29 protein-coding genes and 1 pseudogene are annotated in these 25,516 nt (G+C 42.5%); 8 read left to right on the forward strand and 22 right to left on the reverse strand.

All coding sequences use genetic code 11. The features are described from left to right. Positions 1-49 precede the first annotated feature (49 nt). Positions 50-646 carry a biotin transporter BioY gene (locus AAYR28_RS14720; RefSeq protein ID WP_345808866.1) on the forward strand — a complete coding sequence of 199 codons (597 nt, stop codon included), beginning with the start codon at positions 50-52 and terminating at the stop codon, positions 644-646. A gap of 38 nt (positions 647-684) precedes the next feature. On the opposite strand, the gene AAYR28_RS14725 is transcribed toward AAYR28_RS14720, so the two are convergent. From AAYR28_RS14725 to AAYR28_RS14735, 3 genes are all read right to left on the reverse strand, one after another. Further along, a complete protein-coding gene (locus AAYR28_RS14725; RefSeq protein WP_101676441.1) occupies positions 685-1,461 on the reverse strand; it encodes a sporulation protein in 777 nt (258 codons plus the stop codon). 159 nt (positions 1,462-1,620) lie between these two features. Then, a complete protein-coding gene (locus AAYR28_RS14730) occupies positions 1,621-2,949 on the reverse strand; it encodes a Na+/H+ antiporter family protein (protein ID WP_034282597.1) in 1,329 nt (442 codons plus the stop codon). A gap of 140 nt (positions 2,950-3,089) precedes the next feature. After that, positions 3,090-4,580, reverse strand: coding sequence for a leucyl aminopeptidase (locus tag AAYR28_RS14735; protein WP_345808867.1), 1,491 nt, complete (start codon positions 4,578-4,580; stop codon positions 3,090-3,092). A gap of 324 nt (positions 4,581-4,904) precedes the next feature. Here AAYR28_RS14735 and AAYR28_RS14740 point away from each other — a divergent pair, with 324 nt between their 5' ends. Further along, the gene (locus AAYR28_RS14740; RefSeq protein ID WP_024423347.1) at positions 4,905-5,381 is read left to right on the forward strand and encodes a divergent PAP2 family protein; all 477 of its coding nucleotides are present in this window, start codon (positions 4,905-4,907) and stop codon (positions 5,379-5,381) included. Positions 5,382-5,421: 40 nt separating this feature from the next. On the opposite strand, the gene AAYR28_RS14745 is transcribed toward AAYR28_RS14740, so the two are convergent. From AAYR28_RS14745 to AAYR28_RS14760, 4 genes are all read right to left on the reverse strand, one after another. Further along, a complete protein-coding gene (locus AAYR28_RS14745) occupies positions 5,422-6,066 on the reverse strand; it encodes a 3D domain-containing protein (protein ID WP_034282599.1) in 645 nt (214 codons plus the stop codon). Positions 6,067-6,165: 99 nt separating this feature from the next. Next, positions 6,166-6,486 carry a YuiB family protein gene (locus AAYR28_RS14750; protein ID WP_024423349.1) on the reverse strand — a complete coding sequence of 107 codons (321 nt, stop codon included), beginning with the start codon at positions 6,484-6,486 and terminating at the stop codon, positions 6,166-6,168. 81 nt (positions 6,487-6,567) lie between these two features. Then, on the reverse strand, positions 6,568-6,693 hold the full coding sequence (locus AAYR28_RS14755; protein WP_157840088.1) for a YuiA family protein: 126 nt from the start codon (positions 6,691-6,693) through the stop codon (positions 6,568-6,570). A gap of 135 nt (positions 6,694-6,828) precedes the next feature. Then, positions 6,829-8,046: an NAD(P)/FAD-dependent oxidoreductase gene (locus tag AAYR28_RS14760; protein ID WP_024423350.1), complete on the reverse strand. Its 1,218-nt coding sequence runs from the start codon at positions 8,044-8,046 to the stop codon at positions 6,829-6,831. Between the two features lie 391 nt (positions 8,047-8,437). Here AAYR28_RS14760 and yumC point away from each other — a divergent pair, with 391 nt between their 5' ends. Continuing rightward, complete coding sequence (gene yumC, locus AAYR28_RS14765) at positions 8,438-9,436, forward strand: ferredoxin--NADP reductase 2 (protein ID WP_034282604.1); 999 nt, start codon at positions 8,438-8,440, stop codon at positions 9,434-9,436. Between the two features lie 46 nt (positions 9,437-9,482). Here yumC and AAYR28_RS14770 read toward each other — a convergent pair whose 3' ends face one another. Then, positions 9,483-9,689: a hypothetical protein gene (locus AAYR28_RS14770; RefSeq protein ID WP_024425965.1), complete on the reverse strand. Its 207-nt coding sequence runs from the start codon at positions 9,687-9,689 to the stop codon at positions 9,483-9,485. A gap of 196 nt (positions 9,690-9,885) precedes the next feature. Here AAYR28_RS14770 and AAYR28_RS14775 point away from each other — a divergent pair, with 196 nt between their 5' ends. Beyond that, positions 9,886-10,302, forward strand: a complete 417-nt coding sequence (locus AAYR28_RS14775) for a hypothetical protein (RefSeq protein WP_098677600.1) — start codon at positions 9,886-9,888, stop codon at positions 10,300-10,302. Positions 10,303-10,423: 121 nt separating this feature from the next. On the opposite strand, the gene AAYR28_RS14780 is transcribed toward AAYR28_RS14775, so the two are convergent. The 3 genes from AAYR28_RS14780 to AAYR28_RS14790 all read right to left on the reverse strand — a co-directional run bounded on the left by AAYR28_RS14780 (position 10,424) and on the right by AAYR28_RS14790 (position 12,221). Next, complete coding sequence (locus tag AAYR28_RS14780; RefSeq protein ID WP_024423354.1) at positions 10,424-10,786, reverse strand: HesB/IscA family protein; 363 nt, start codon at positions 10,784-10,786, stop codon at positions 10,424-10,426. A gap of 73 nt (positions 10,787-10,859) precedes the next feature. Further along, the gene (gene dapF, locus AAYR28_RS14785) at positions 10,860-11,714 is read right to left on the reverse strand and encodes a diaminopimelate epimerase (RefSeq protein WP_345808868.1); all 855 of its coding nucleotides are present in this window, start codon (positions 11,712-11,714) and stop codon (positions 10,860-10,862) included. A 270-nt stretch (positions 11,715-11,984) separates the two neighbouring features. Then, complete coding sequence (locus AAYR28_RS14790; RefSeq protein WP_008346813.1) at positions 11,985-12,221, reverse strand: YuzB family protein; 237 nt, start codon at positions 12,219-12,221, stop codon at positions 11,985-11,987. Between the two features lie 255 nt (positions 12,222-12,476). Here AAYR28_RS14790 and AAYR28_RS14795 point away from each other — a divergent pair, with 255 nt between their 5' ends. Further along, positions 12,477-13,544, forward strand: a complete 1,068-nt coding sequence (locus AAYR28_RS14795; RefSeq protein ID WP_034282611.1) for an NAD(P)/FAD-dependent oxidoreductase — start codon at positions 12,477-12,479, stop codon at positions 13,542-13,544. Positions 13,545-13,594: 50 nt separating this feature from the next. Here the strand turns inward: AAYR28_RS14795 and AAYR28_RS14800 are convergent, their stop codons facing one another. Both AAYR28_RS14800 and AAYR28_RS14805 read right to left on the reverse strand, forming a co-directional pair. Beyond that, a complete protein-coding gene (locus tag AAYR28_RS14800) occupies positions 13,595-13,825 on the reverse strand; it encodes a hypothetical protein (protein ID WP_065215216.1) in 231 nt (76 codons plus the stop codon). 101 nt (positions 13,826-13,926) lie between these two features. Next, positions 13,927-14,256: a YuzD family protein gene (locus AAYR28_RS14805; protein WP_024423358.1), complete on the reverse strand. Its 330-nt coding sequence runs from the start codon at positions 14,254-14,256 to the stop codon at positions 13,927-13,929. Positions 14,257-14,377: 121 nt separating this feature from the next. Between AAYR28_RS14805 and AAYR28_RS14810 the strand changes: the two are divergent. Then, positions 14,378-14,677, forward strand: a pseudogene (locus AAYR28_RS14810) (NifU family protein). Positions 14,678-14,893: 216 nt separating this feature from the next. Here the strand turns inward: AAYR28_RS14810 and AAYR28_RS14815 are convergent. The 6 genes from AAYR28_RS14815 to yutH form a co-directional block, all read right to left on the reverse strand. Continuing rightward, positions 14,894-16,864 (reverse strand): S9 family peptidase, encoded by a 1,971-nt coding sequence (locus AAYR28_RS14815; protein WP_111926661.1) that lies wholly within the window; start codon positions 16,862-16,864, stop codon positions 14,894-14,896. Between the two features lie 102 nt (positions 16,865-16,966). Then, positions 16,967-17,899 (reverse strand): homoserine kinase, encoded by a 933-nt coding sequence (gene thrB / locus AAYR28_RS14820; protein ID WP_345808869.1) that lies wholly within the window; start codon positions 17,897-17,899, stop codon positions 16,967-16,969. Beyond that, entirely contained in the window at positions 17,896-18,957 is a 1,062-nt protein-coding gene (gene thrC / locus AAYR28_RS14825) for a threonine synthase (protein ID WP_034282619.1), read from the reverse strand. The genes thrB and thrC overlap by 4 nt, the downstream gene beginning before the upstream one ends. Further along, the gene (locus AAYR28_RS14830; RefSeq protein ID WP_041115785.1) at positions 18,954-20,258 is read right to left on the reverse strand and encodes a homoserine dehydrogenase; all 1,305 of its coding nucleotides are present in this window, start codon (positions 20,256-20,258) and stop codon (positions 18,954-18,956) included. Before AAYR28_RS14830 ends, thrC begins: the two co-directional genes overlap by 4 nt. Positions 20,259-20,481: 223 nt before the next feature. Further along, positions 20,482-21,450, reverse strand: a complete 969-nt coding sequence (locus tag AAYR28_RS14835; RefSeq protein WP_111926663.1) for a 2-hydroxyacid dehydrogenase — start codon at positions 21,448-21,450, stop codon at positions 20,482-20,484. A 74-nt stretch (positions 21,451-21,524) separates the two neighbouring features. Further along, on the reverse strand, positions 21,525-22,547 hold the full coding sequence (yutH, locus tag AAYR28_RS14840; RefSeq protein ID WP_120207617.1) for a spore coat putative kinase YutH: 1,023 nt from the start codon (positions 22,545-22,547) through the stop codon (positions 21,525-21,527). Between the two features lie 132 nt (positions 22,548-22,679). Between yutH and AAYR28_RS14845 the strand changes: the two genes are divergently transcribed. Continuing rightward, positions 22,680-23,180, forward strand: a complete 501-nt coding sequence (locus AAYR28_RS14845; RefSeq protein ID WP_025094161.1) for a phosphatidylglycerophosphatase A family protein — start codon at positions 22,680-22,682, stop codon at positions 23,178-23,180. Positions 23,181-23,219: 39 nt separating this feature from the next. Here AAYR28_RS14845 and AAYR28_RS14850 read toward each other — a convergent pair whose 3' ends face one another. From AAYR28_RS14850 to AAYR28_RS14860, 3 genes are read right to left on the reverse strand one after another with little or no spacing between them, the layout of a single operon-like run. Continuing rightward, positions 23,220-23,993, reverse strand: a complete 774-nt coding sequence (locus AAYR28_RS14850; protein ID WP_120208032.1) for a TIGR01457 family HAD-type hydrolase — start codon at positions 23,991-23,993, stop codon at positions 23,220-23,222. An 18-nt stretch (positions 23,994-24,011) separates the two neighbouring features. Further along, on the reverse strand, positions 24,012-24,446 hold the full coding sequence (locus tag AAYR28_RS14855; protein WP_034282630.1) for a DUF86 domain-containing protein: 435 nt from the start codon (positions 24,444-24,446) through the stop codon (positions 24,012-24,014). A 19-nt stretch (positions 24,447-24,465) separates the two neighbouring features. Beyond that, positions 24,466-24,741 carry a YutD family protein gene (locus tag AAYR28_RS14860; RefSeq protein WP_024423368.1) on the reverse strand — a complete coding sequence of 92 codons (276 nt, stop codon included), beginning with the start codon at positions 24,739-24,741 and terminating at the stop codon, positions 24,466-24,468. A 120-nt stretch (positions 24,742-24,861) separates the two neighbouring features. Here AAYR28_RS14860 and AAYR28_RS14865 point away from each other — a divergent pair, with 120 nt between their 5' ends. After that, complete coding sequence (locus tag AAYR28_RS14865) at positions 24,862-25,497, forward strand: YhcN/YlaJ family sporulation lipoprotein (protein ID WP_120207619.1); 636 nt, start codon at positions 24,862-24,864, stop codon at positions 25,495-25,497. The last annotated feature ends 19 nt before the right edge of the window (positions 25,498-25,516 follow it).

Raw genomic sequence — 25,516 nt, forward strand, 5'->3', positions numbered from 1 at the left:
TCCTTCTTCCCCTTAATCTATTTGTACAGATAAGACAGGGGGAAACATCATGCAAAAGAAGACAAGAACTGCTGACTTTGTGCTAGTGGGAATGTTTGCTGCACTCATGGCTATCGGAGCCAATATCACATCCATTGTGCCGTTTTTACAGGTCGGCGGAATTCCACTTACGATGCAACCGTTTTTTTGTGTGCTTGCTGGTCTCTTACTCGGCAGACGGCTTGGCGCATTAGCTATGATTGTCTATGCCTTGGTCGGAATTGCTGGTGCACCTGTATTCGCCCAGTTCTCTGCGGGCTTTGGGGTCATTTTAGGCAAAAGCGGCGGCTTTGTATTATCGTACATCCCTGCTGCCTGGCTTGCTGGATTCATTCTAGAGAAAAGAAAAAACCCTGGCTTTGGCCGCTTTTTGCTTGCAGGCATTGCTGGTACGACCGTGATGTATGTGATCGGAACCACCTATACATACCTCGCATTAAATGTATGGCTCAATGCACCGATTTCCTATCAAACCACGTGGTTCTTTATGATCTGGTTTATGGTAAAAGACTACGCATTGACGATATTACTTGCGATGCTGGCACCTAAAATTTATCGCTCTGTATCCAAAGCCACATCCTTTCGAAAACAAGAAGCTGTATCATAGAAAAAAGAGCCTGTCTTCATTCAGGCTCTTTTTCATCATTACTCAGCGTATTGGTCTATGATTTCTTCCAGCATTCCTTCAAGCACTTCTACATTTTCAAGATCTGATGGACTGAAGCGGTAGCGTACAAGCTGTTCTCCATCATTATACATCTCCTCAAGCCAGCCTCGCAGGCCTCTTGCTCTACGGTCGACTTCGAAAACAATGTCTAATCCGCCTTCATCTATCAGAAAAATCAGTTCTAACTCATCAAGCATATAGCGATAGTAGTCTGATGTCGGAATGAACTCGAATTCTTGGACGAATGGCAGGCGCCGCTGGAAGTAAGGTGCTTGCTCACAGTCTGCTTCGTTCAGGTGGAAACCTAGATTGCTAGTGGCTTCCAGCACATTTTTCACCCAAGGATGTGCTTCAACGAAAATGCGGTCATAGTCAGATTTATCGATTCCGCCTTGGATATCAAGGTCTGTCATTACTGCAATTTCTACTTTTCCGATCGTCATCGGGGTATCAATAGGAAGAATAAATGAAAACGGAAATTCATGCTTTTCTCCAGGCTGGATGGTAAAAGAATCCGTCACCCGTAAAGTAAAGATATTCACATATTTTCTATGCTCTTCATCATCTTTCACAATCACATACTGTGTTTGAATCTTGACATTGATATAACGGATGTCCTGAGCAATTTTTCCGCCCTTTACATGGACAGTTCCCGTTACTTCTTGTCCTGGATAATAAGCGTTTTTCTCTAAAATGGTATCTACTTTTGCCGCACCAATTCCTGCACTTGCCGCTAGCTTTTTAAAAAATGACATGTCCCATCTTCCCCTTTTCATTTTTATCAGCATATATACGTAAGATAGAGGAAGAAAGATTCATTTAATTCATACTTTTGTCCTAATTATTTTTTCATCTGCGAACAACAAAAAAGCTTATAGAAAAAACATCATCGTTTTCTCTACAAGCTTTTCATCTTACAGAATAATCGCCGCCAGCCAGCCGAACAGAACAAGCGGAATATTATAATAGATAAAAGTTGGGACACAAGTTCCCCAAATGTGGTGATGCTGTCCATCCATATTCAATCCAGATGTTGGTCCAAGTGTACTGTCACTTGCAGGTGAACCTGCATCTCCAACAGCCGCAGCAGAGCCAATAATGGCAATGGTGGCCATTGGACTAAATCCTAAGTGTAAGCAAAGTGGAACAAAGATGGTTGTAATAATCGGAATCGTTGCAAATGATGATCCGATTCCCATTGTCACAAGCAGACCAACGAGCAGCATTAAAATCGCCGCAAGACTCTGGCTGTTTCCGATAAATTGGGAAGATGCTTTGACAAGGGATTCAATGTCTCCTGTTTTTGTTAACACGTTGGCAAATCCAGCCGCAACAAGCATGACAAAACCGATAAATGCCATCATATTCATTCCAGATGTAATCAGTTCATCTGCTTCATCACGTTTCATCATTCCTGTCACAAACAAGACAAGCAGTCCTGAGAGTGCACCGAAGATCATTCCTTCCACACCAAGGCTTTGCGATAGATAAAGCTGGACAATCAACGAAACAAGAATAGCAAGACCGGCAAAGAATAAGCTTTTTTTCGTATAAGCCGATTTTTCTACATCTGTAATTTCACGGTCCTCATATACCTTCGGCTTTCGATACACAAAAATGGAAACGATCAAACCAAGAACCATACCCGCAACAGGAATCAGCATGGCATATGGAATATCTGCTAAGTTTACAGTCAGCCCCGCTTCCTTCATATTGTCACGAAGCATTCCGTGGAAAATCTGTCCGAAACCGACTGGAAGTAATATATATGGTGCAGTGAGTCCGAAGGTCATGACACACGCTAGCAGTCTGCGGTCAATCTGAAGCTCGTTAAACACCTTTAATAACGGCGGAATTAAGACTGGGATAAAGGCAATATGAACAGGGACGACGTTCTGTGAAAAACAGGACACGATCAAAATGACAAGAACGATGAGCACTTTTGATAGTGTTTTCCGTCTTGAATCGCCTTCTTTTCCTAGAAGTTTCACTGCTCCTTCAACCATAGCATCTGGTAGACCTGTTTTCGTCAGTGCCGCAGCAAATGCCCCTAATAACGCATAACTAATCGCCACTGTTGCATTTCCTCCGAGTCCGTCCGTAAAGGCGTCCACTGTTCCTCCCAAGCCTAATCCACCTGCAAGTCCGCCAGCTAAAGCGCCTATAGCCAGCGCAATCACGACATTGACCCGCAGCAAGCTTAATATCAACATTAAAACAACCGCTAAAACAACTGCATTCATGGTGAAACCCCCGAAATCCTTTAGTTTACTAATGTAGTAGATAATTAAAGTACCAACGTATGTTACCATAGAAAAAAAACTTCGTCAAATGGCGTATGTCCTACATAAAAAAGCTCTGCCACTTGGCAGAGCCTTCTCCTTTATTTCTTTCCTTCAAATCGTTCCACAAATGTTGCGAGTGATCTTACCATTACACCTGTTGCCCCTGTTGGTCCAAAGCATGAAGGTTTTTCTGTTGTAGCTGTTCCTGCAATATCTAAGTGAACCCAAGGGGTATCCTCTGAGAATTCGCCAATGAAAGCACCTGCCATGATCGCATGACCATCACGGCCTGGCGAGTTATTGAGATCCGCCATTTTGCTGTTTCGTACTCGTTTCTTATCTTTTTCCGTGATGGGCAGCTGCCAGATCATTTCACCGCATTCTTCTGATGCTTCTTTAAACTGAGCGTACAGCTCATCGTTATTGGTCATCGCGCCTGTTGTCTCATTTCCAAGCGCCACAATGACACCGCCTGTTAATGTGGCCACATCTACAAGGACAGAGGCACCGTGCTGCTTCGCATATGTCACCCCATCTGCTAAAACAAGACGGCCTTCTGCATCCGTATTGAGCACTTCGATTGTTTTACCGCTTAGTGACACAATCACGTCGTCCGGCTTCATAGCGTCTGCCGAAATCATATTATCGGTTGAGGCAATGACCGCAATGACATTTTGCTCTGGACGAAGTTCGCCGATGATTTCCATTGCACCTAAAACAGACGCTGAGCCGCCCATATCTGTTTTCATGCCAACCATACTCGCTCTTGGCTTTAAAGAATAGCCGCCGGTATCATACGTGATGCCTTTACCGACAAGGCCGATGACGTCTGTCCATTCTTCCTTGCCTTGATATTTCAATACGATGAGTTTTGGCGGTTCTGTTGAGCCTCTATTGACGGCTAAAATACCGCCCATTCCGAGCTCTTCCATTTGTTCTTTATCTAAGATTTCAATCTCAAATTCATATTTATATGCAAGCTCTGCCGCATACGAAGCCAGATCAGAGGATGTGAGCATGTTTGGCGGCATATTCACAAGGGTACGAGCTGAATTGACTGACTGTCCGTACACTTCGCCGACTTTCAAACTTGCCTGAATTTCAGCTTGATCATGCTCTGTCGTTGCATAAACAAACTCGATAAAACGATCCGGTTCATTTGTTTTATGTTTAAAATCCTGTAATTCATATGTAGCTAAAAGGCAGCTTTCAGAAAGGGCATGAGCTGCATCTTGAGCAGGCAGATCCTTTCCAATAAACGTATCCAGCAAGACAGAAACCGCTTGCTTTTTATCTTGATGAAGCTTTTTGAATAAATGGGCAAACACTTCTTTTGCCTCTTCAAACGTGTAATCTGATTCCTTCCCAAGCCCGACAAAATAAATGCGTTTGATGCCTGTTTCAGGGGATGGGAAAAATTTCGAAAGCTGATTTCGTTTGGATGAAATGTCGCCTTCTTTTAATAATTCAGTGATTCTTCCTTCAAGTAATTCATCCATTTCTTTTGCTTTTCCTGATAATTGGCTCTTTTGAAAAAGTCCGATCGCCAGTGTATCTTTATGCTGCAATTCATTTGTCGAGAAAAACATATTTATCACACGCTCCTTAATGAACTCCATTTTTCACATTGGAACTTCTATTATATCAAAATTTGCGTTCCTATACGATCATTGCCAGTCTGTCTTTACTTGATGAACATTTATATTTTCACACGCGGAAGGGCATCATGAAAAAGCGGCGAAAACCTGAGCAGCCTGTCCGTGTTCTCCTCGTTCCACATCTACTTTCTTTAATGTTATAATGAACATGGACTTGGCAGCTTTTTTTACTGCTATCATTTTTTCATCATACTAGGATTTTTAGTTCATCATTTCGCACGATATTTTTTCTTAAAGAGAGGATGTTTCTTGTTCATGAGCGTACTGACGAATTTTCCGCTGCTTGCCAGCCTAGCAGCCATCTTTTTTGCACAATTTGTAAAAGTACCGATTCAATTTATCATTTCTAGACGACTAGATTGGTCGCTCATTACAAGCACAGGCGGAATGCCAAGTTCACACTCCGCAGCAGTAACAGCACTCTCCACAGCAGTGGCTTTAGAGCACGGGCTAGATACATCGATCTTTGCCATTTCCGCCATCTTTGCCATTATTACCATGTTTGATGCGACAGGCGTTCGCAGACAGGCAGGAGAACAGGCGACTGTTCTCAACAAGCTCGTAACAGATTTTAACCGATTTGTTTCCGAAGCAAAGAATTTCCCAAATGCGGAAGAAAAAGAAAAGCAAAAGAAATTAAAAGAGCTTCTTGGTCATAAGCCGATTGAAGTCTTCTTCGGCGGCTTAACAGGGATCTTGCTGACACTCATCTTAGATTATTACTTTATGTAGAAGCGAAAAAGCTTTGGACCTTAAACGGCCCAAAGCTTTTTTATTCTTTATTGGCTTGAAACTGCTGACGGAATACTTGCATCGATTCTGCTTCATTGAGCTGATTTAAGTCTTTTTCCGTTAACGTCCCTTCACCCTTTTTGATGATATACACATCGAGCACTTTTTTACCCCATTCTCTATACACATCATCAACGGTTTCATAGTATAAATCAAGCTTATGACCTTTAATGGCTTTCCCGGTATCTGCAACCACACCGTAGCCATAGTTCGGGATAAACAGCACCGTTCCAATCGGAAAAACAGATGGGTCGGCTGCCACTGTTGAATATAAATCACGTTTCACTTTAACGCCTGAATATGTAATGCCATATGCATGATGTTCCTTCGTTTTGCCTGTTGATTCCACACCTGCTGTATAGCCGGTTGCCACAACCTTCTGTTTCGGGTAATCGTTCCAATTAAACGCCTCTTCGAGAGAAACAGACCTCGCATCTTCACTTTTGAGTGCCATCGTTTCCCTTTTTGGTTGCTGAAAAAAAGAAGATACTTGCCTGCCCGCATCGGTCTCTTTCACCCACGCAGCTAAATCACTTGGTTCGACTCCAGATATGCCCGTAAAGCTTGTCAAAAGTGCAAGCATGAATAGGGCTGTCATGAACAATCGTTTCATCCATGTTTTCATCTCTATTTGTCACTCCTCTACCCATCTATTTGTTTCCAAACAAAATGGAAACTATGCAAAGGAGAAACAAAAAAACCCACTTGCGTGTCCACAAGTGAGTTAAAACATTTGATACCCTCTTTTTCGAAGTGCATTAATGACAAAACCTGATGTGATTGCACCGATCAGGCCGCTTAATAAGATGATGATATCTGCCGCAGCGAGTGAGACGATCCGGTCTCCTATTCCTGAAAAAGCGGTGCCAGGCTCTCTTACATAAGCGATCATCTTTTGATTGTTGATAATGAAAAGGCATACAATTGGATATAAAATAGCCATAATCCATGACATTCTCAGCAGCATATTGAGCAAAAAGCCAATGCCGAAGAATAACACGAAAAATAAAATAACTGAAATGATAACGACTGGTAAACTGATCACTTCATCTCCACCCCCAAATATCCCATCATTAGTTTAACTTGGAAATAGAGATGAAGTCAATCAATGGAAAAAGCAGATCGATTAACGCTTCTTTCCTGTCCCTTTACATTCCTCACACGTTTCAGATCCGCCGAGCAATAGCTGAAAGTACCCTTTTCCTGAACAATATTGACAGGTTGATGTTTTTTCCTTTGTTTGTGCATTCATATTGCTCACCCCTTAATCTAAATTTTCTGATAATTTATCATAACATATTTTGCTGCCGATGACCAAGTGAGAAAATATACCACAACTTATAAAAAAACGTGTATCACGAGGATACACGTTTTTGTCTATAATGGTTTAGAAGAACTTGAATTTTCCTTTTTTCAGAACAAGTCCTGGTCCGCCAACCATGAATAAAGAACGGTTGTCGATGATTTTCTTCATTGCAGAAGCTTTTGTTCCTTGAAGTTTTTTACCAAACGCAACACCTACAGCGTCGTGTTCACCAAGAGAAGCAACTGTTCCTTTGATGTCTGGCTTAAAGCTTTCAAGAGAACCGCCTTTTACTAGTGCTGCAAGGTTTTTCGCTACTGTTTCACCTTGCTGCATAGCGATTTGTGCAGTTGGTGGGTATGGACGGTTGATTTCTTCATTGATAATCAATGAACAGTCACCAATGATGAAGACATCATCATTTTCTGGTACACGAAGATCTGGAGACACTTTTACGCGGCCGCGCATGTTTTCAAAACCGGCTTCTTCAACGATTGGGTTACCGCGTACACCTGCAGCCCAAACAACAGTTGCAGCTTTGATTTCTTCTGTATCATCGTCTTTTCCAACAATGATCCCCTCAGGCGTACATTCTTTGATCGCTGTACCGATTTTGAACTCAACACCTTTACCTTGAAGGTAGTTCATCGCATAGTCGATCAATTCTGGATCGAATCCAGGAAGAGCTGTTGGCGCAGCTTCTACACAGATGATACGCACGTCTTTTTGATCAATGTCATACTCTTTGCAAAGCTCAGGCACACGGTTTCCAAGCTCACCAAGGAACTCAATACCTGTGAATCCTGCGCCGCCGACAACGATTGTCAAACGCTCTGGACGTTTTTCAGCATCCGTATTATACGTCGCAAATTGAAGCTCAATGTGCTCACGAAGCTGACGAGCAGAGTTGATGTTAGAGATTGAGAATGCGTATTCTTTCAGTCCTGCAATACCAAATGTTTCAGGAACAGCACCAAGTGCAACAACAAGGTAGTCATAAGAAAGTTCGCCATCTGATGTCACAACTTTCTTCGCTTCCTTATCAATGCTTTCAACTGTTGCTTGTACAAAGTTGACACGGGAACTGTTAATCACATCTTTGATTTGATAACGACAGCGGTCATGATGAAGAGTACCTGCACTTGCTTCATGAAGCCATGTTGTTTCGTAATGATAATTATGCTTGTTCACAAGAGTAATGTCCGCATCATTTGTGCCAAGCTGTTTTGTTAATCTTGTTACAGTCATTAATCCGCCATAACCTGCACCTAATACAACGATTTTCGGTTTATTCACTGGAATCACATCCACCTTTTTTAAATTTGCTGTAAAACGGATAAAGAATTACATATCGTTATTCTCAACCGCTTTGCGGCATTTTATGAAATTTAAACAAAAAAATAAGTATGTGAAAATCTGAACTTTCACCTACATAAAACGAAAGCATTTGACCGTATCCGACAAAAATTCATAAAAAATTAATATTTAGTTCCCTTAACAATAATAGCGAGTTCTGCTCCAATTTTCAAGGCTTTAAACTGAAAATCCTTATGATAAACGGTCTTTCTCACTTTTTCCTCCTTTTCAAAGCTTCAGCATCAAAAAACGACAAGTTTTTCAAAACAAGTCAAACGACGATATGTGGTATGATATGATATAGTGATAACAATTTTCATTTGGGAGGATTAAAGGAATGCAAGAAGATTCTAAGGTATATGACATTACCGTTATCGGGGGCGGCCCAGTTGGATTGTTTACTGCGTTTTACGGAGGCATGAGACAGGCAAGTGTGAAAATCATTGAAAGCCTTCCTCAGCTCGGCGGTCAACTATCCGCTCTTTACCCTGAAAAATATATTTATGATGTGGCTGGATTCCCAAAAATCCGCGCACAAGAATTAGTTGATAACTTAAAGGAACAAATGGATAAATTTGATCAAACCATTTGCTTAGAGCAGGCAGTTGAAACGGTTGAAAAACAGGCAGATGGGATCTTTAAACTTGTGACAAATCAAGAGATTCATTATTCTAAAACAATCATCATCACAGCTGGTAACGGTGCATTCCAACCGAGAAAGCTTGAACTAGATGCAGCAGAATCATTTGAAGGAAGCAACCTGCATTACTTCATTAATGACTTGAACCAATTTGCCGGCAGACGTGTTGCCGTTCTTGGGGGCGGAGACTCTGCGGTGGACTGGGCACTTATGCTTGAACCAATCGCAAAAGAAGTATCCATTATTCACCGCCGCGATAAATTCCGCGCGCATGAGCACAGTGTAGAAAACCTGCACAACTCGAAAGTCAATGTACTGACACCATTTGTACCAACTGAGCTCATTGGTGAAGACCGCATTGAACAAATCGTGCTCGAAGAAGTCAAAGGCGACAAAAAACAAGTGCTTGATGTGGACGACGTGATCGTCAACTTCGGTTTTGTTTCCTCCCTTGGACCAATCAAACAATGGGGCCTTGAAATCGAAAAGAACTCCATCGTGGTGAAATCTACAATGGAAACAAACATTGAAGGCTTCTATGCGGCAGGAGACATCTGTACGTATGAAGGAAAAGTCAAATTGATTGCAAGCGGATTTGGTGAAGCACCAACTGCTGTCAACAATGCGAAAGCTTACATGGACCCGAAAGCCCGTGTACAGCCTCTCCATTCCACAAGCTTATTTGAAAACAAATAAGAGCGGATCAAAAAAGGAGTTCCCACTCGCGGAACTCCTTTTTCGTTTATTTAAAAATCCCAATATAGGCATTTGCCATCCCAAGTACCATTGCAGCAAGCAGCACCACAACAATCCCTGCCACAACCAAAATCACCCGATCCTTCACACGTTCCTTTTTCGGAAGCGGCTTCTCAATCCCGCAAGACGGACACGTTTTGGAACGATACGGAATCAGTTCATGACAGTTCCTGCAATTGATTTGTTCACTCAAACCTCAGCAACCTCTTTTCTGACTACAGTTTATGTTTGGTTCTCATGATACTCTTTTCGAGGTGAAATAGCCAGTTGTTCGGCCAAGCTGTAACAAAATTGAGCGATTTATACATTGTTGAAGAGAAAATGAAGATTTCATCTGATCAACCCGATATAGGAAATGAAGAAGTTCATAATGAAGGATAGGTGTAAAGATGTTAAAGCGTTTAATGATCAGTTTGAGCTTATTACTGATGATTGGAGGCTCAGTTGAACTGTTTGCAAAGGACTTTAACAAACGTAATGCTGAGTTCGCAGCAGGGTTGAATATTGATATTAATCAATTAGAACCTTTTTTAAGACATGTCTCCTCTTCGATTTTGGATTCTGGTTTGAATGATCAAGACATCAAACAGATACAGTCTGAAATAAAGAAAATGCAAAAGGACAATGAAACGAAAGAAATCGGTACGTTTGAAGTCATGTATCGCGGAGAACCAGCAAAGATTCGAGTTGAGGTTGAAGTACATGTGGAAGATGTCAATAAAGAAGTCTTGATCTATTTGTTTAGTACACGTGAGTTGATCTATGTCCTCGACAAAGAACTGTTAAAAATCGAAGAAGAAATATGAGAAAAAGATGCTGAGTGAGTGTCTTTTATCTTTGCTCTCAGTTCGATTAAAAAAGCCTGCTTGATCGTGTTGTTTACAAAACAAACGAACAAGCAGGCTTATCTTTATCCATGATCAGTTGTTAACACTCTTCCGGCGTACCGGTATTCGTCGCTGTTCTGAAAGAAGAACCGCATCCGCATGATGCAATGGCGTTCGGATTGTCAATCGTGAAACCGCCGCCCATGAGTGATTGTTTGAAATCAATGATGGTTCCGTTCATGATATCAAGGCTTTCGGAATCGACAAGGACATTGATGCCGTGCTGTTCGAACTGCGTGTCTTTCTCTGAGACTTCATGGTCAAAGCCCATGCCGTATGAGAGACCGCTGCAGCCGCCGCCTTTTACGCCCACTCGAAGGAACGCATTTTCTTCTTCATGTTCTTTCATCATATCTTTAATCTGCAGTGCAGCAGCTTCTGTAATGGTTACTGGTGTACTCATGATCATCCCTCCTTTTGACTGGATGTTTCTTTTCAATTATAAACGTGATGATGCCTTTTCTCAAATAAATGGTTTAGAGATAAAATGTGCCGTCACAAATCGTTTCAGCAGGTCCTGTCATGAACACGTGGTCATTGTCTTTCCAGCGAATGATGAGGTCTCCGCCTGCTAAATGAACGGTCATGTCTGTTTCTTTTTTCGCCTGACCATTCACAATTGTGGATACAGCCGCAGCACAGGCCCCTGTTCCGCAGGCCTGTGTAATCCCTGAACCTCTTTCCCACACACGAAAATGCAGTTCTGTTTCACTGACAACTTCAACAAATTCTACATTGACGCCTTCTGGGAACATGTGGTGTTTTTCGATGATTGGTCCAAGTGTATGAAGCGGTGCTTTTTCAATGTCCTCTAAATAAAAAACGATGTGCGGGTTTCCCATTGAAACGGCCGTTCCATTTAAAACTGCCTTGCCAAAATCAAGTGCCTCATTAATCGTTGTGCTGTCCGGTTCACCAAGCATTGGCATCGCTTCTTTTTCAAAACGTGGTTTTCCCATATCTACTGTGACTAGCTGAACGTGACCATCCTGAGCGTGAACGGTCGCTTCAACGAGTCCTGACAATGTCTCAATCTGGAACGTTGTGTCCGTCACAATTTGATGCTCATACACATACTTTGCAACGCAGCGCAGCCCGTTACCGCAGTTTTTGCCCTCTGATCCATCATTGTTGAAAATGCGCATCTTCACAGGTGCAACATCTGATGGACAAATAAGGATCATCCCGTCAGAACCGATTCCTGTATAAACAGAAGAAACGCGGATCGCTATCTCTGATAGCTGCTCTTCTGGAAGCTGTTCCTTCATCTGATTGACGTAAATATAATTATTTCCTAATCCGTGCATTTTCGTGAATTGAAATGATGTCATGAGCTTCCTCCAAAAATGTTGTTTCTTTATAGTATAAAAGGAGTCGATTCAGGAGACAATCTTATCATCCCCCGTTTTTCATACATAGAAGCTCTTTGCTGTCATGGCAAAGGGCTTTTATTATGCATATGCCTCTTTTTCTCTCGTGTGATGCTTCATATTGATGATATTTTATTAGCATAACATATTGGATGCGCTTTCTATTAATTCTCCTTAAAAATGGAAGATGAAAATGTGAAAAAAATGCACCTCATGACCCATGTGGTGCATTTAAAACATGTCGTTTTCCTCTATAAAAGCATAAATACGCTCGACTAGCTGCTCTGCATTTTCTCCTGAAACAAATTCTCCATTCACAAGTGCAAATGGGGAGTCCATACATTTGCCGCAATAGCTTAAACAGCCGTATTCCATTACGTCTAGGTTTGGGTCTTTTTCAAGCTTCTCTTTTGCTTCTTGAGACCCTTGTGCAAGATTACTTACACAAAATTCGATCAGTGGAAACACTGTGCTTCACCTCACATTGCCTTACCATCCTACCGAAATTCCTTGTATTAGTCAAAATATGAGCTTCATCTGTATCGTTACGCCTATTCCTCGTAAAATGTTTTACTATTTAGGATTAACTGATGAATATGTAGGTTATTTTGAAACAATTATTGTGGTTTCACAGTAAATTCGATATAATTTTATTTGGTATTTTAACTTAAAGTTTTTTAGTATAAGTGTTTTTCAATGTCTACGGGGAAAAGGAGAATCGTCATGAAAAATTTAGTCTTGATCGGCGGAGGTTACGGGAATATGCGGGTTCTCCACCGCTTATTGCCAAATCAATTACCTGATGATGTCACTATCACATTAATTGATCGAAATCCTTACCACTGTTTAAAAACAGAATATTATGCACTTGCTGCTGGAACGATCTCTGATCATCACATTCGAGTATCTTTTCCAGAGCATCCGAAGCTGGATATTCAATACGGGGAAGTAGAAAAAATTGATATTGAAAACAAACAGATTTTATTCAGCGACCGTGAACCGATTCCGTATGATGACACGGTGATTGGACTCGGCTGTGAGGACAAGTATCATAATGTCCCTGGTGCGAAAGAACATACATACAGCATTCAAACCATTGATCAGTCAAGACATGCGTATAACAAATTAAACAATTTGAGCGCAGGTGCAACGGTTGGCATCGTCGGTGCTGGACTTAGCGGGGTAGAGCTGGCCAGTGAACTAAGAGAAAGCCGCGCTGATTTAAACATTATTCTTTTCGACCGCGGAGAGCTGATTCTATCGAGCTTTCCAAAAAGATTAAGTTTGTATGTGCAAAAGTGGTTTGAAGAAAATGACGTAAAGATCATTAACTGTGCCAATATTACAAAGGTTGAAGAAGGTGTCGTTTACAACCATGATGACGCGATTGAAGCAGATGTCATCGTGTGGACAGCAGGAATACAGCCAAGCAAAGTGGTACGTGAGATGGATGTTGAAAAAGACGCACAAGGCCGCGTCGTATTAACTCCTCATCACAACCTCCCAGGGGATGAGCATGTATATGTTGTAGGTGACTGCGCAAGTCTGCCGCATGCCCCAAGTGCACAGCTTGCTGAGGCGCAGGCAGAACAAATTGTCCAATCGCTGCAAAAACGCTGGAAAAATGAGCCGCTTCCTGAGGCTTATCCACAGTTTAAGCTAAAAGGTGTTTTAGGTTCTTTAGGGAAAAAAGCCGGCTTTGGCTTAGTGGCTGATCGTCCGCTTGTTGGGCGGGTGCCAAGACTTCTGAAATCTGGACTCCTTTGGATGTACAAACATCACAACGGCTAAAATTATGTGAATTTTTTCTCAAAGCTCCTTCGTGACGAGGGAGCTTTTTTCTATGAAACGGCATGTGCCGATGAGTTGGTCCATTTGATCGGAGCAAGGGCAAGAATGCAGTCTTTACGAAAGGTTCTCATCGTCTTTTTCGATAAACAATATGCTTGGATGAGCTGATCCGTTTGACGGTGGACAATGATTTTTCTCTTTGTGCACTCTCCATTTTTCTTCATATAAATCATCTCAATCGGTATTTGCTGATGAAGAGATTGTTTCAGTAAATAATTCATGATGCTCACGCTCCTTTCATTTCATTATAAACGAACAAACGTTCTTTTTCAACCTAAAAGAGGAACGCTTGTTCGTTTATATTTCTCAAAAAAAGAACAGCTTATTCACTGCTCTCCCTGTACCCGTATTTCTCCATTTCTTGATAAATGTCTTTTAATTTTGGATTGCCCTCTCCAACGATTTGATCCTCTACTAAGACAAGCGGATAAAAGAATTCATCATCAAGAATTCGTTCAGACAATTCCTTTTGTTGTTCATTTTCTGGCGGGTGCTCAATATCAATATATGTGATGCGAAATGGCTGATTCGGATATTTTCGTTTTAATGCTGCATCTAACCATTCAAACGTATCTTTTGAAGAAGGCAGATTCACGCAGCTGGCGCACAGTACATCTCTTCCATAAACATAAAGATCGACGGTTTTGTTCATTTGACAAGCCCCCTATTCTTACTTCATTTTAGCTGAATTTTCTGGATGAAAAAAGCAAAAATCACTTTTTGTTTCAAGATGAGATTGTGCTATAATGAAAAGGAAACTTTGAAACCAATCAATAGATTTTTATCGTCCAGATGAATATAATGGTGATATGTTGTGAAAGGAGCGATTATATCTAATGACTGAAGTCGAAATGAAAGACCAAGTACAGGAAGTACTGGACAAACTTCGTCCATTTCTATTACGTGATGGTGGAGACTGTGAGCTTGTAGACATTGAAGATGGCATTGTGAAATTACGTCTTCTTGGTGCATGCGGCAGCTGCCCAAGTTCAACCATTACATTGAAAGCCGGTATTGAGCGCGCATTATTAGAAGAAGTGCCTGGCGTTGTAGAAGTTGAACAGGTTTTCTAATTCATATATGACATGAAAACGACCCGATTTGGGTCGTTTTTTTCATGATTGACAAAGGCTTTAGCCCTTTGTCTTCTTTTCAGCGTGATATGAAAACCCTTGAAGTCTAGGAAGGACGAGTACTGGTGCGGAGCGAATTTTCTATTCGTGAGCTCCAGCACGCAGGACTGACACCGAATGCGAGGGTTTGTCAGCACGCTGAAGGGTCGTTTTTTATTAGGCTAGCTTTTCTCTAAACCATTCCTTTATAAAAGTCAGTCTTTGAATACGCTGCCCCGGGTGGCCGCTTCTGGATAAATCATGAGATGCCTTCGGGAATTTGACCAATCTTGTGTCTTTCCCAAGCTCCTTCAAGGCCACAAAAAGCTGCTCTGCTTGATCAACTGGACAGCGATAATCTTCATCACTGTGCAAGATGAGCAGCGGCGTGTTCATCTGCTTCACATATTTTAGCGGCGAACGATCCCATAGCTTATCGACGGAATCATAAATATCCCCATCAATCTGCCACCTTGTAAAGAAATAACCGATATCACTGATGCCGTAAAAGCTAATCCAGTTTGAAATGGAGCGCTGTGTGACAGCTGCGCGAAAGCGGTCGGTCTGACCGACAATCCAGTTGGTCATAAATCCCCCATAGCTGCCGCCTGTCACGCCAAGTCTTGTTTCATCAAGGAAATCATAGACTGTGAGCACATGATCAACAGCCTGCATGACATCGTCATAATCAACGTCACCATAGCTTCCTCTCACGCGATCGGTAAACATCTGTCCATACCCATGACTGCCGTGCGGATTGATATACACGATGGCATAGCCTTCAGAAGCGAGCATTTGAAATTCATGAAAATACGTATGACCATACATCGCATGCGGTCCGCCATGAACCTCTAGAATGAGCGGATATTTCTTTCCCTCTTCCATCTTGGAAGGCTTCATAAACCAGCCATGCACCTCGTCTCCATCTTTTGACTGAAAAGAAAATGGTTCAGGTTCCGATACGATATGCTCCTTTAGAAAATCATGATGCTCGAATGTGATTTGCTTTAGTTCTGTCTCCCCTAATGTCATCTCATACAGCTCACTTGGTGAGACAGGTGAAAGCCGGCTGAGCAGCAGTTTGGATTCATCTGGATGAAGGCTGAAATTGGTGATATGTTCCGCCTCTAGTCGAACAGGATAGGCTAAACCTTCAATAGAGAAATAATAAATCCCTGTACTGCCTTGATCAGAAACAAGCGCATAAAACCCTTGGCTGTCCTTTGTCCACTGCGGAAGCTGATAGACCTCTCCCATCACGCTATCTCCTGCCATACAGTTTCCAACATACATATCGAGCATTTCTGACAGCTGAACCGCCTTGTCTTCCTTCAGATCATACAGCCATAATGATGGAAAGGTGGCATTTTGAAATTCGCGCTCATGTCCAATATACAAAAGGCTCTCTCCATTTGGAGAAAAAGATACGGTGGAATAAGCGCCGTTTGCTTGTGTGATCTTTTTTGTCTGACCATCTTCTAATGACAGAAGACACACGTCACTTATGTAAGGTATCTGTGGATTTAATTGAATAAAGGCAAGCCATTTGCCGCAAGGAGAAATCGTATGATTCATATGATGAACCTGCTCGCTCGTGACAGGCTCTATCTCTCCTGAATCGATATCCACCTTCACGATCTGCGTGACACGCCCATCTAAAAAGCCTCTTCCATCTGCTTTATAGGTCAAATCATCATATACCGCTGGAGCAAAGTCATCTTGCTCTTCCTTTTTTTCATCATGAACAGATTCTGATTGTTTCAATGACACAGCCGCATAAAGAAAAGCACCATCTGGAGAAAAGACAGGATGAGATACTCCGTAAGGAATCGTCGTTAAAGTTCGCACGCCGCCTCCTTCGCTCTTCATGAGCGCCAGCTGAGGAACTTCCTTTGGCTTTTGTAAAATAAAAGCAAGCTGCCTGCCGTCTTTTGACCAAACTGGCTGATGATGCTTTCCATCCTCAAATGTCCATTGTGCCAGCTCCTCTGTCTCTTCATCTCGAACCCATAAGTGGATGTTGTAATCGTCTTTTTTCTCATTCACAGTGACTTTTGTAAAGACTGCCTTTTTTCCATCTGGTGAATAAACCGGATGGGAAACAGAAACAATCTTCGTTAAATCTTCTGCCGTCATCAATTTCTTCATGAACGTATCTCCCCCTTTTATGCTTAAAAAATAGTTCGATCCTCTAAATAATAATCCCTGCTTCTTCCCATAAAAACAAGCATAAAAAAAGAACGTGCAGATTCACAGCACGTTCTTTACTTGATTAACAGGATAATGCTGCACGACAACACCTTCTACTGGCACCGTCAGCAAATCGACTTCGCAATGCGGGAAGTTTTGGGCAAGCTGCTCTTTCAGCGATTCTCCCTTCCCTTTTTCCACTAAGGTGAGGATCGTCGGACCAGCACCGCTCAAAGCCGTACCATACGCTCCTTTTAGAGAAGCGACATGCTCTACCTTCGACAGCTCTGGAACGAGCATTGTGCGGTAAGGCTGATGAAATAAATCCTTATTCATCATTTCTCCAACAAGCGGCCAGTTTTGCGTCATTAAGGCGGCCACAAGGACGTTGCTCACAGCACTCGCACTGACGGCATGCTTATAGGAGAAATCCTCTGGCAGGACATCGCGGGCATCCTTTGTCAGCACTTCATAAAAAGGAATCACCACGACGACATCTACATCCACATGCTGCACTTTCACGGCATGTGTTTTGTCTTCTTCATGGAGTCCAATTAGTAAACCACCAAATAAAGAAGCACCCGCATTATCTGGATGACCTTCTACCTCACTTGCATAAAAGAGCTTCTGATCATCTGTCATATTTAATTCAAGAAGCTGATTGGCGAGTTCAATGGCGGCCACGATGGCAGCAGCACTGCTGCCAAGCCCCCGTGCCAATGGAATGTCACTCCACACTTTGACATGAACAGGCGGGAGTGTTTTTCCAAAGTCATCTGCGACCTTTTTGGCTGTTTGATAAATCAGGTTGTCGGTGCCTGATGGAATCCCAGACACGACATCTGTTTCTGCTTCAAACAGCCAGCTATCATGGTCATAGACCGATAGCTTTAAATAGCGACTGAGCGCCATTCCAACTGAATCAAAGCCTGGTCCTAAATTGGCAGTGCTTCCCGGTACTGTGATTGAAAAAAGCATGGAGGCTTCACTCATACGCGTGCGGCCTTTTCTAAGTGTTCAAGAATTTGATCTTCATCTGCATCGAGTGTGACCGGCTTGATTTGTGAAATATCGATAGCCGTATTTGGATCTTTCAGCCCATTGCCTGTTAGTACCGCAACAACTTTACTGCCTGGCTTGATTTCTCCAGATTTCACCTGCTTTAGAACGCCCGCAATCGACGCACATGAGCCCGGCTCTGCAAACACACCTTCTTCACGTGCAATCAATTGATATGCATGAAGAATTTCTTCATCAGTCACTTCATCAATCTTTCCGTTTGATTCATCTGCGGCTGCCACAGCTTGTTTCCAGCTCGCTGGATTTCCGATACGGATAGCCGTTGCCACTGTTTCTGGCTGCTCAATCACTTCATTTCGAACGATTGCCGCTGCACCTTCTGCTTCAAAACCGCGCATGACAGGCAGTCCTGTTCCCTTTTTCTCATGATATTCCTTGAAGCCTTTCCAGTAGGCCGTGATGTTCCCGGCATTTCCAACAGGAATCGCCAGTACATCCGGGGCAGAGCCTAGCTGCTCACAGATTTCAAATGCCGCTGTCTTTTGTCCTTCAATTCTATAAGGGTTGACCGAGTTCACAAGGGCAATCGGCGCTTTTTCACAGATGCTGCGGACGATTTTCAGTGCATCATCAAAGTTGCCGTCAATGGCAATGATTTCTGCTCCGTACATGACGGCCTGTGCAAGCTTACCGAAGGCAATTTTCCCGTCTGGAATGATGACAATACATTTCATATCAGCACGAGCTGCATAAGCCGCTGCTGCTGCAGAGGTATTCCCTGTTGAGGCGCACATGATCGTATCATTGCCTTCTTCTTTCGCCTTTGCAACGGCCATGACCATTCCTCGATCCTTGAAAGAGCCTGTTGGATTGACGCCTTCTGTTTTCACATGAAGCTCAATCCCCAGCTTTTCTGAAAGCTTGGCGAGGTGGACCAGCGGTGTATTCCCTTCATTTAATGTTAGTTTAGGTGTAGATTCGTTTACTGGTAAGAATTCTTGAAATTCTTCAATGAGTCCATTCCATTTCATCGGCTTAAACCGTTCCCTTCTACTCGGTACGTGCTCTTCACTTGAACCACCACGTCGAGGTCGTTTAATTTTTGCAGGATATTTGAGAAATCTTCTTCTGAGGTCTGATGTGTAATAATCACAATTTCAGCCAGCTCATCATGTCCTTTCACAGGAAGCTGAAGGATCTTTTCAAAGCTGATGCCTCTTTCAGAAAAAATAGATGTAATGCGGGAGAATGCCCCGACTTGATCTCTAACATGAATTCTTAAAAATTGCTGAGCAAATATTTCTGATGAGGATTTGATCTTCTTCTCAAACTGCGGTGCGATAAATCCGCTTCCGTTCACGCCAAGGCGCATGTTTTTCATTACTGCGACTAAGTCTGATACAACAGCTGTTGCCGTTGGCAGACTTCCTGCTCCAGGTCCGTAAAACATCGTTTCTCCTACAGCACTTCCGTAGACATACACCGCATTGAATTCATTGTTGACAGATGATAATGGATGATGATCAGGAAGTAAGGTTGGCTGAACGCTGACCTCTACTTTCTCTCCGTCCCGCTGAGCAATTCCGATCAGCTTCATTGTATAGCCAAACCGCTTACTGAAATTAATATCCTCATCAGAGATATCAGAAATACCTTTCACCTTGACATCCTCTAAATCTACATTCATGGAAAAGCCGAGCCTTGCAAGAATCGCCATTTTCCTTGCTGCATCCAGTCCTTCTACATCAGCTGTCGGATCTGCTTCTGCAAAGCCTAGATCCTGTGCTTCTTTTAAGACATCCTCATATGCGCTTTTATCGACATTCATTTTCGTTAAAATAAAATTCGTTGTACCGTTCACAATCCCCATCATCTTCGTGATTCGGTCAGAGGCCAGCCCTTCCTCCAGCGTACGCAGAATCGGAATTCCTCCGGCGACACTTGCTTCATAATAAAGATCACAGCCATTTTCTTTCGCTACATGTAAAAGCTCCGTACCGTAAAGCGCCATTAAATCTTTATTGGCTGTAATGACATGCTTCTTCTCATTCAACGCATCTATTAAATATTGTTTTGTCTCTTCAATGCCGCCCATCACTTCAATGATGACGTCGACCTCTGGATCTCTAATCACATCGTATACTTCAGTTGTGAAGACCTCTCTTGCGACATCCACATCTCTTTTTTTATCGGGATTGCTCACAAGCACTTTTTGTATTAATACCGGACAGCCGATTTGGTGCATTAATTTATCCTGATGGTCTTGGATAATTTTTACGACACCGCTTCCCACTGTTCCTAATCCTAATAGCCCAACTCGAATTGCCTTCACCTGAAATTCCACCTTTCTACGTAAATGTCCTCTCTAAAAAGACATTTGTTAACCTTACACAGACATTCAATGTACACACATTATAAAGGGGTATCCTCATTTTGACAAGGTAATAAAATAAGAGATTGTCAGAATGAAACCGCTTAACAGCTATTTATATCAAGATTCTATATTTTCGAAATATTTTTGTTAGAAAAGCTCCCGAACACCGGGAAGCCTTATATTATAAACGAACCGGCGTTTTGGCTGGCTCGTCTTGTAAGACAAGCGCAATATTTTCAGCACATAAACGCATCATTGTTTTTCTTGTTTCGACACTAGCACTTCCAATATGAGGAAGTACTGTGACGTTAGGTAATGTCGTTAACGGATGAGACGGACTGACAGGTTCCTGTCTAAATACATCCAGACCAGCGCCGGCAATTTTTCCTGTTGTGACAGCCTCGTATAAAGCATCCTCATCCACAGTCTGTCCTCTTGATACGTTAATGAAATAAGCAGAGTTCTTCATCAGATCAAATGCTTTTTCATTAAACATGTCTTTCGTTTCCGGGGTTAACGGCGTCAGACAGACGATGAAATCAGACTGCTTGAGCAGTTCCTCAAAAGCCGCATAGGTCACGCCAAGCTGCGCTTCTGCTTCGGGTTTTCTTGAACGATTATGATAAAGGACATTCATATTAAAGCCTTTGGCCCGCTTGGCAAGTGCTGTTCCAATGCTGCCCATTCCGACAATCCCGAGCGTTTTGTGATGAACATCAGCACCGGCAAGAAGAAGCGGCCCCCAGCCTGTCCAGTTTCCATCCTTAATCCAATCACTCGCCTCGACAATGCGTCTAGCTGACGCCATCAGAAGAGCAAAGGCTAAATCCGCCGTCGATTCTGTTAAGACGTCTGGTGTATGACATACGGTGATTCCGTGCTTTTTGGCTGCTTCAAGATCAATATTGTCATAGCCAACAGCAAGGTTTGCGACCACCTTGATATTTGGAGCCTTTGATATTAGCGGCTCATCTATTTGATCTGACAGCATGGTGAGAAGCGCATCCGCTTTAGCAGCTTGTGTTTCTAACTCTTCTCTTGGACACGGCTCATCCTCGCTTTGCCACATCTCAACATGAGCGACTTCTTTTAATGGTGTAAGTGATGCTTCATCCAGCTTTCTTGTGATATAGACATAAGGTTTTGGCAAGAAGAACACTCCTTTAATTGATTTCTTTAAGCATAACGAAAAACGCCTCAAGAGAAAAGAGACGTTTCGTCTGTTCACTGAAACTTCAAATCAGCTGCAGGCTGAATCCAGCCAACAGCCGGAATGGGGCTCCCGCCGCTTCGCATGGCACTCATTTCTTGAAAGACCTTTAGAAAGTATTCATAGCGATTGGCATCATTTAAGACGTAATCTAACCGCTCTTCATAGTATGACTTTTCATTTTCTCCTGACATATAGTAGCCTTCCACAATTTCAAAGTAATGAAGCGGAAACAGCAGGCGGCTGTATAACAAACGCTTTGAAAAGGAGGAAAGAGGTGTCACCTCCTCATATTGCTGAAGAAAGGAAAAGCCTTCTTCAATTAAATCTTCCTTATGCTGTACAAAGGTCTCTCTTAAGTATTCGGCAATATCACGGGTTGGATGATCAAAGACCCAATCCACAGGTAAACGCAGCGGCTGCTCATGCGGCCATGTCATACGTGAAAAGCGCTGATGACAGACAGTGCCTGAGTCACCTTCTTTCGGTTCATCATCAAGCTCAGTATCGACTAAATATTGAATGGCATTTTCCGTTAATCCAAGATAATACGGAAACGATTCAATGAATTTTTGTTCAAACCGTTCCAGCGGTTTTTGATGCATTTGCTGCATCCAAAAGCCTTCGAGCTGATCTAATCGTTTTGCCCATAATTCCTTCCAGGCACCGACACGTTTTGTTTCGGATACTTCATATGGAAAGCCTCTTCCCCTGACATGAAAGGCTGCCAGCTCTGACGCTTGCTGAAACGAGCGGCTTGAGATCGGTGGCGCCGCTTTTAATAAAGCGTACTGCTCCTTTCCATGAGTAAAGGTGGGCTTCTCTTCATTTGTTAATTCAAACACAGCGACGTATGGGTCTCCAGCATTCAGTAAATACTGACTGATATGATACAACTCCGAGAGTTCTTCTTCTCGCAAATGAGACACAGGAACAATGAGGAAGAGAGCCTCCGCCGTTTGAAAGCTCTGATAACTGCCATATGGCGTAAATTGACGAACATCAATACCAAATGTGTGATAAATGGTTTCTTTCATGTTTTCACCTGCGTTCCTATGATCAATCTCTTATCATATCGTAGTCGCAGGTTGAGGGATTTATGAATACTATTTACTATCCGAAGCTTTTTACACGTTGTGGACAAATTACGAGGATTGGGTGAGGAATACATGCCGCATCATCATGAGATGAACGAAGTAGAAAAAACAGCAAGACGCCGTTTACAAGAACGAGGCGTAACCATTCAAGATATAGCAGACCTTGTCTACTTTTTACAGGAAAAATATCATCCTGGCTTAGACATGACAGAGTGCATCCACAATGTGGAGCGTGTCATCGCAAAACGTGAAGTCCAAAATGCGATATTAACGGGCGTTGAACTAGACGTACTCGCCGAACAAAAAAAGCTGACTGAGCCGCTTCAATCAATACTTGAAACGGACGAAAGCTTGTATGGCGTTGATGAAATTTTATCCTTTGCTATCGTCAATATTTATGGTTCAATCGGCTTTACAAATTACGGATATATCGATAAAGAAAAACCAGGTATTCTGGGGAAACTCAACGATAAATCCACAGGCGAATGCCACACCTTTTTAGATGACATTGTTGGCGCTATTGCTGCTGCCGCATCAAGCAGGTTGGCACATAGTGCAAGAAATGCGGAATAAAGAAAAAGAGGACGCGCGCATAACGCTTGTCCTCTTTTTTTATGATAATCGCTCAATCCACTCGGATAATGAATCAATGACAAAGGTTGGCTGCTTTTCATACTTCTGAAGCAGCTCTTTTGTTGTCACACCTGTATGGACGAGTAATGTGTCCATTCCTGCATTCATTCCTGCCATAATATCCGTATCATAGTTATCACCCACCATGAGCGTCTCAGATACATCTGTCCCAAGTACACGCATCGCTTGTTCCATAATAATGGATTCCGGCTTTCCGATAAATGTTGGCTGAACCGTTGTCGTCACGGTCAGTACGGATGTTAACGAGCCGTTCCCTGGCAAAAGCCCTCTTTCTGTTGGAATAGCTATATCTCCATTTGTTGAGACAAATTGTGCGCCTTGACGAATGGCAATCGCACCTACTGCTAATTTTTCATATGTAATGCCTCGATCAATTCCAACAACAACGAAATCTGCGTCTTCCTGACCAAACGTCAGCCCCTTTTCTTCAATGGCCTGCTTGATTCCTTCTTCACCGATCACGTAAACTGACGCATCTTTCTTTTGTTCAGCAATATAATTGGCCGTCGCCATACTTGTTGTAAACACTTGTTCTTCTGTTGCTGGGATATCAAATGAAACGAGTTTTTCCGCTACCTGCTTTGGCGTACGTGATGAGTTATTCGTGACAAACAAGTAAGGGATGTTCAACTCATTTAACTTTTGAACAAATTGACCTGCTTCCTCGATCTTTTCTGTTCCTTTATACATGGTCCCGTCTAAATCAATTAAATAGCCTTTGTATTTCATGATGCTCACAACTCCAATGGTTTATTTAAACGCTGATACTGGGCCAAGCTCCTGTTCCAAGTAGGTACGGATGCGGCTTGGAAAGACCTCTAGCGCCTGCTCTACTTCGCTGATCACCTGCAATAAGTCATGATGAACCACTTCCTGATATTGCTGCACAAGTGTTTTGCGGGATGAGACAAGCTTTTTCAGCTGACTTCCTTCCACTTCTGGTACAACCTTTTCATCAACAAGTATATCCATGATGTCATCATAGCTTCCTGGGTCACGCATAATAAAGCCATCAATCATGTCATTTCCAGTATCAAGAATACATTCGACGAGCAAATGAACAATTCGTTCCAGCGCTTTTTTCTCTAGAGGACTTGTCCATGTTTGATGACTCTGCATCAATCCATATTGCTCCTCGAAAAAACGTAATGTCTCTTCAATCTTTTTTCTGTCTACGAAATACATTATGACGCTCCCCTTTGCGTTATTTTCTGATTCGCTTTAAGACAAAATAGGCACAGCCAAAATTACAGTATTCATAAATGTATTCATCGAGTGTGCTGATTTTAGTATCAAATGTGGCCTTTTGGTTTTGGTCATCAAAGAACCCTTTCAGCCTGAGCTGATTATAGCCCCAGTCCCCCACAATATAATCATACTTATTTAAAATATCTGAGTACCTTGCTTTAAACGCTTCTTCATTAAAGCCGTCTTTGATATCTCTTACAAGATCAAAGGTAGCATTCTGAACGACGATCATCTTCTCACCTCTTTTTAAACGATCCATCTTTAATGATAATTCATTGGAAGAACTCCATCAATTGCTAAAGCATGTTTTTTCCGATTTAGACGAAGCTAAAGGAAAAAGGAGGTCACATTTATGAAGAAACAACTAACAGCCGCGATTCTCCTCAGCATGCTTTTAGGCGGGTGCGGCTTTCAATCAGGTATGAACCGGCAAGTGGATGAAGATTCTTCAAGTAAAACCATCCGTCTGTCGGATCGTCATGAAGGAAATAATTCCAACATGCCAGAAGCAGATACAAACAGAGCAGGATATGTTCGTTATCAGCGCCAGCAAGTAACGGATCAAAAAGAAAGAACCCCTGCTTTAAATCGTGAGCATCTTGCCCACGTGATTACAAGTTTAACGGTGCAGCTGCCAAACATCAAAGATGCAGCCACACTTGTGACAGATGAGGATGCACTCATCGTGTATCGAACAGGAAACAAAAACCGTGATGAATCTGCCGATCAAGTAAAGAAAACGGCGGTTTCTGTTCTCCCTCGTTATTATCATGTATACGTCTCTGATAATCCAGAGCACTTTCAATCCATTGCCAATTTTTCACGTCTTCAAACCAATTCACGTGATTTTGACCAAATTTTAACCAAAACGATTCAGCAAATGAAGTATTCCCCTCAAGGCGGGAACATATCGAATCAAGAAGATGCAAATGGGATGACGAATTCCGACCGTACGATGAGAAGAGACGCCCCTTACGGCCAAAATTAATACGAGAAAAACGCCAGAG

It is taken from the genome of Bacillus safensis (assembly GCF_039619585.1).
GTDB classification, from domain to species: domain Bacteria; phylum Bacillota; class Bacilli; order Bacillales; family Bacillaceae; genus Bacillus; species Bacillus safensis.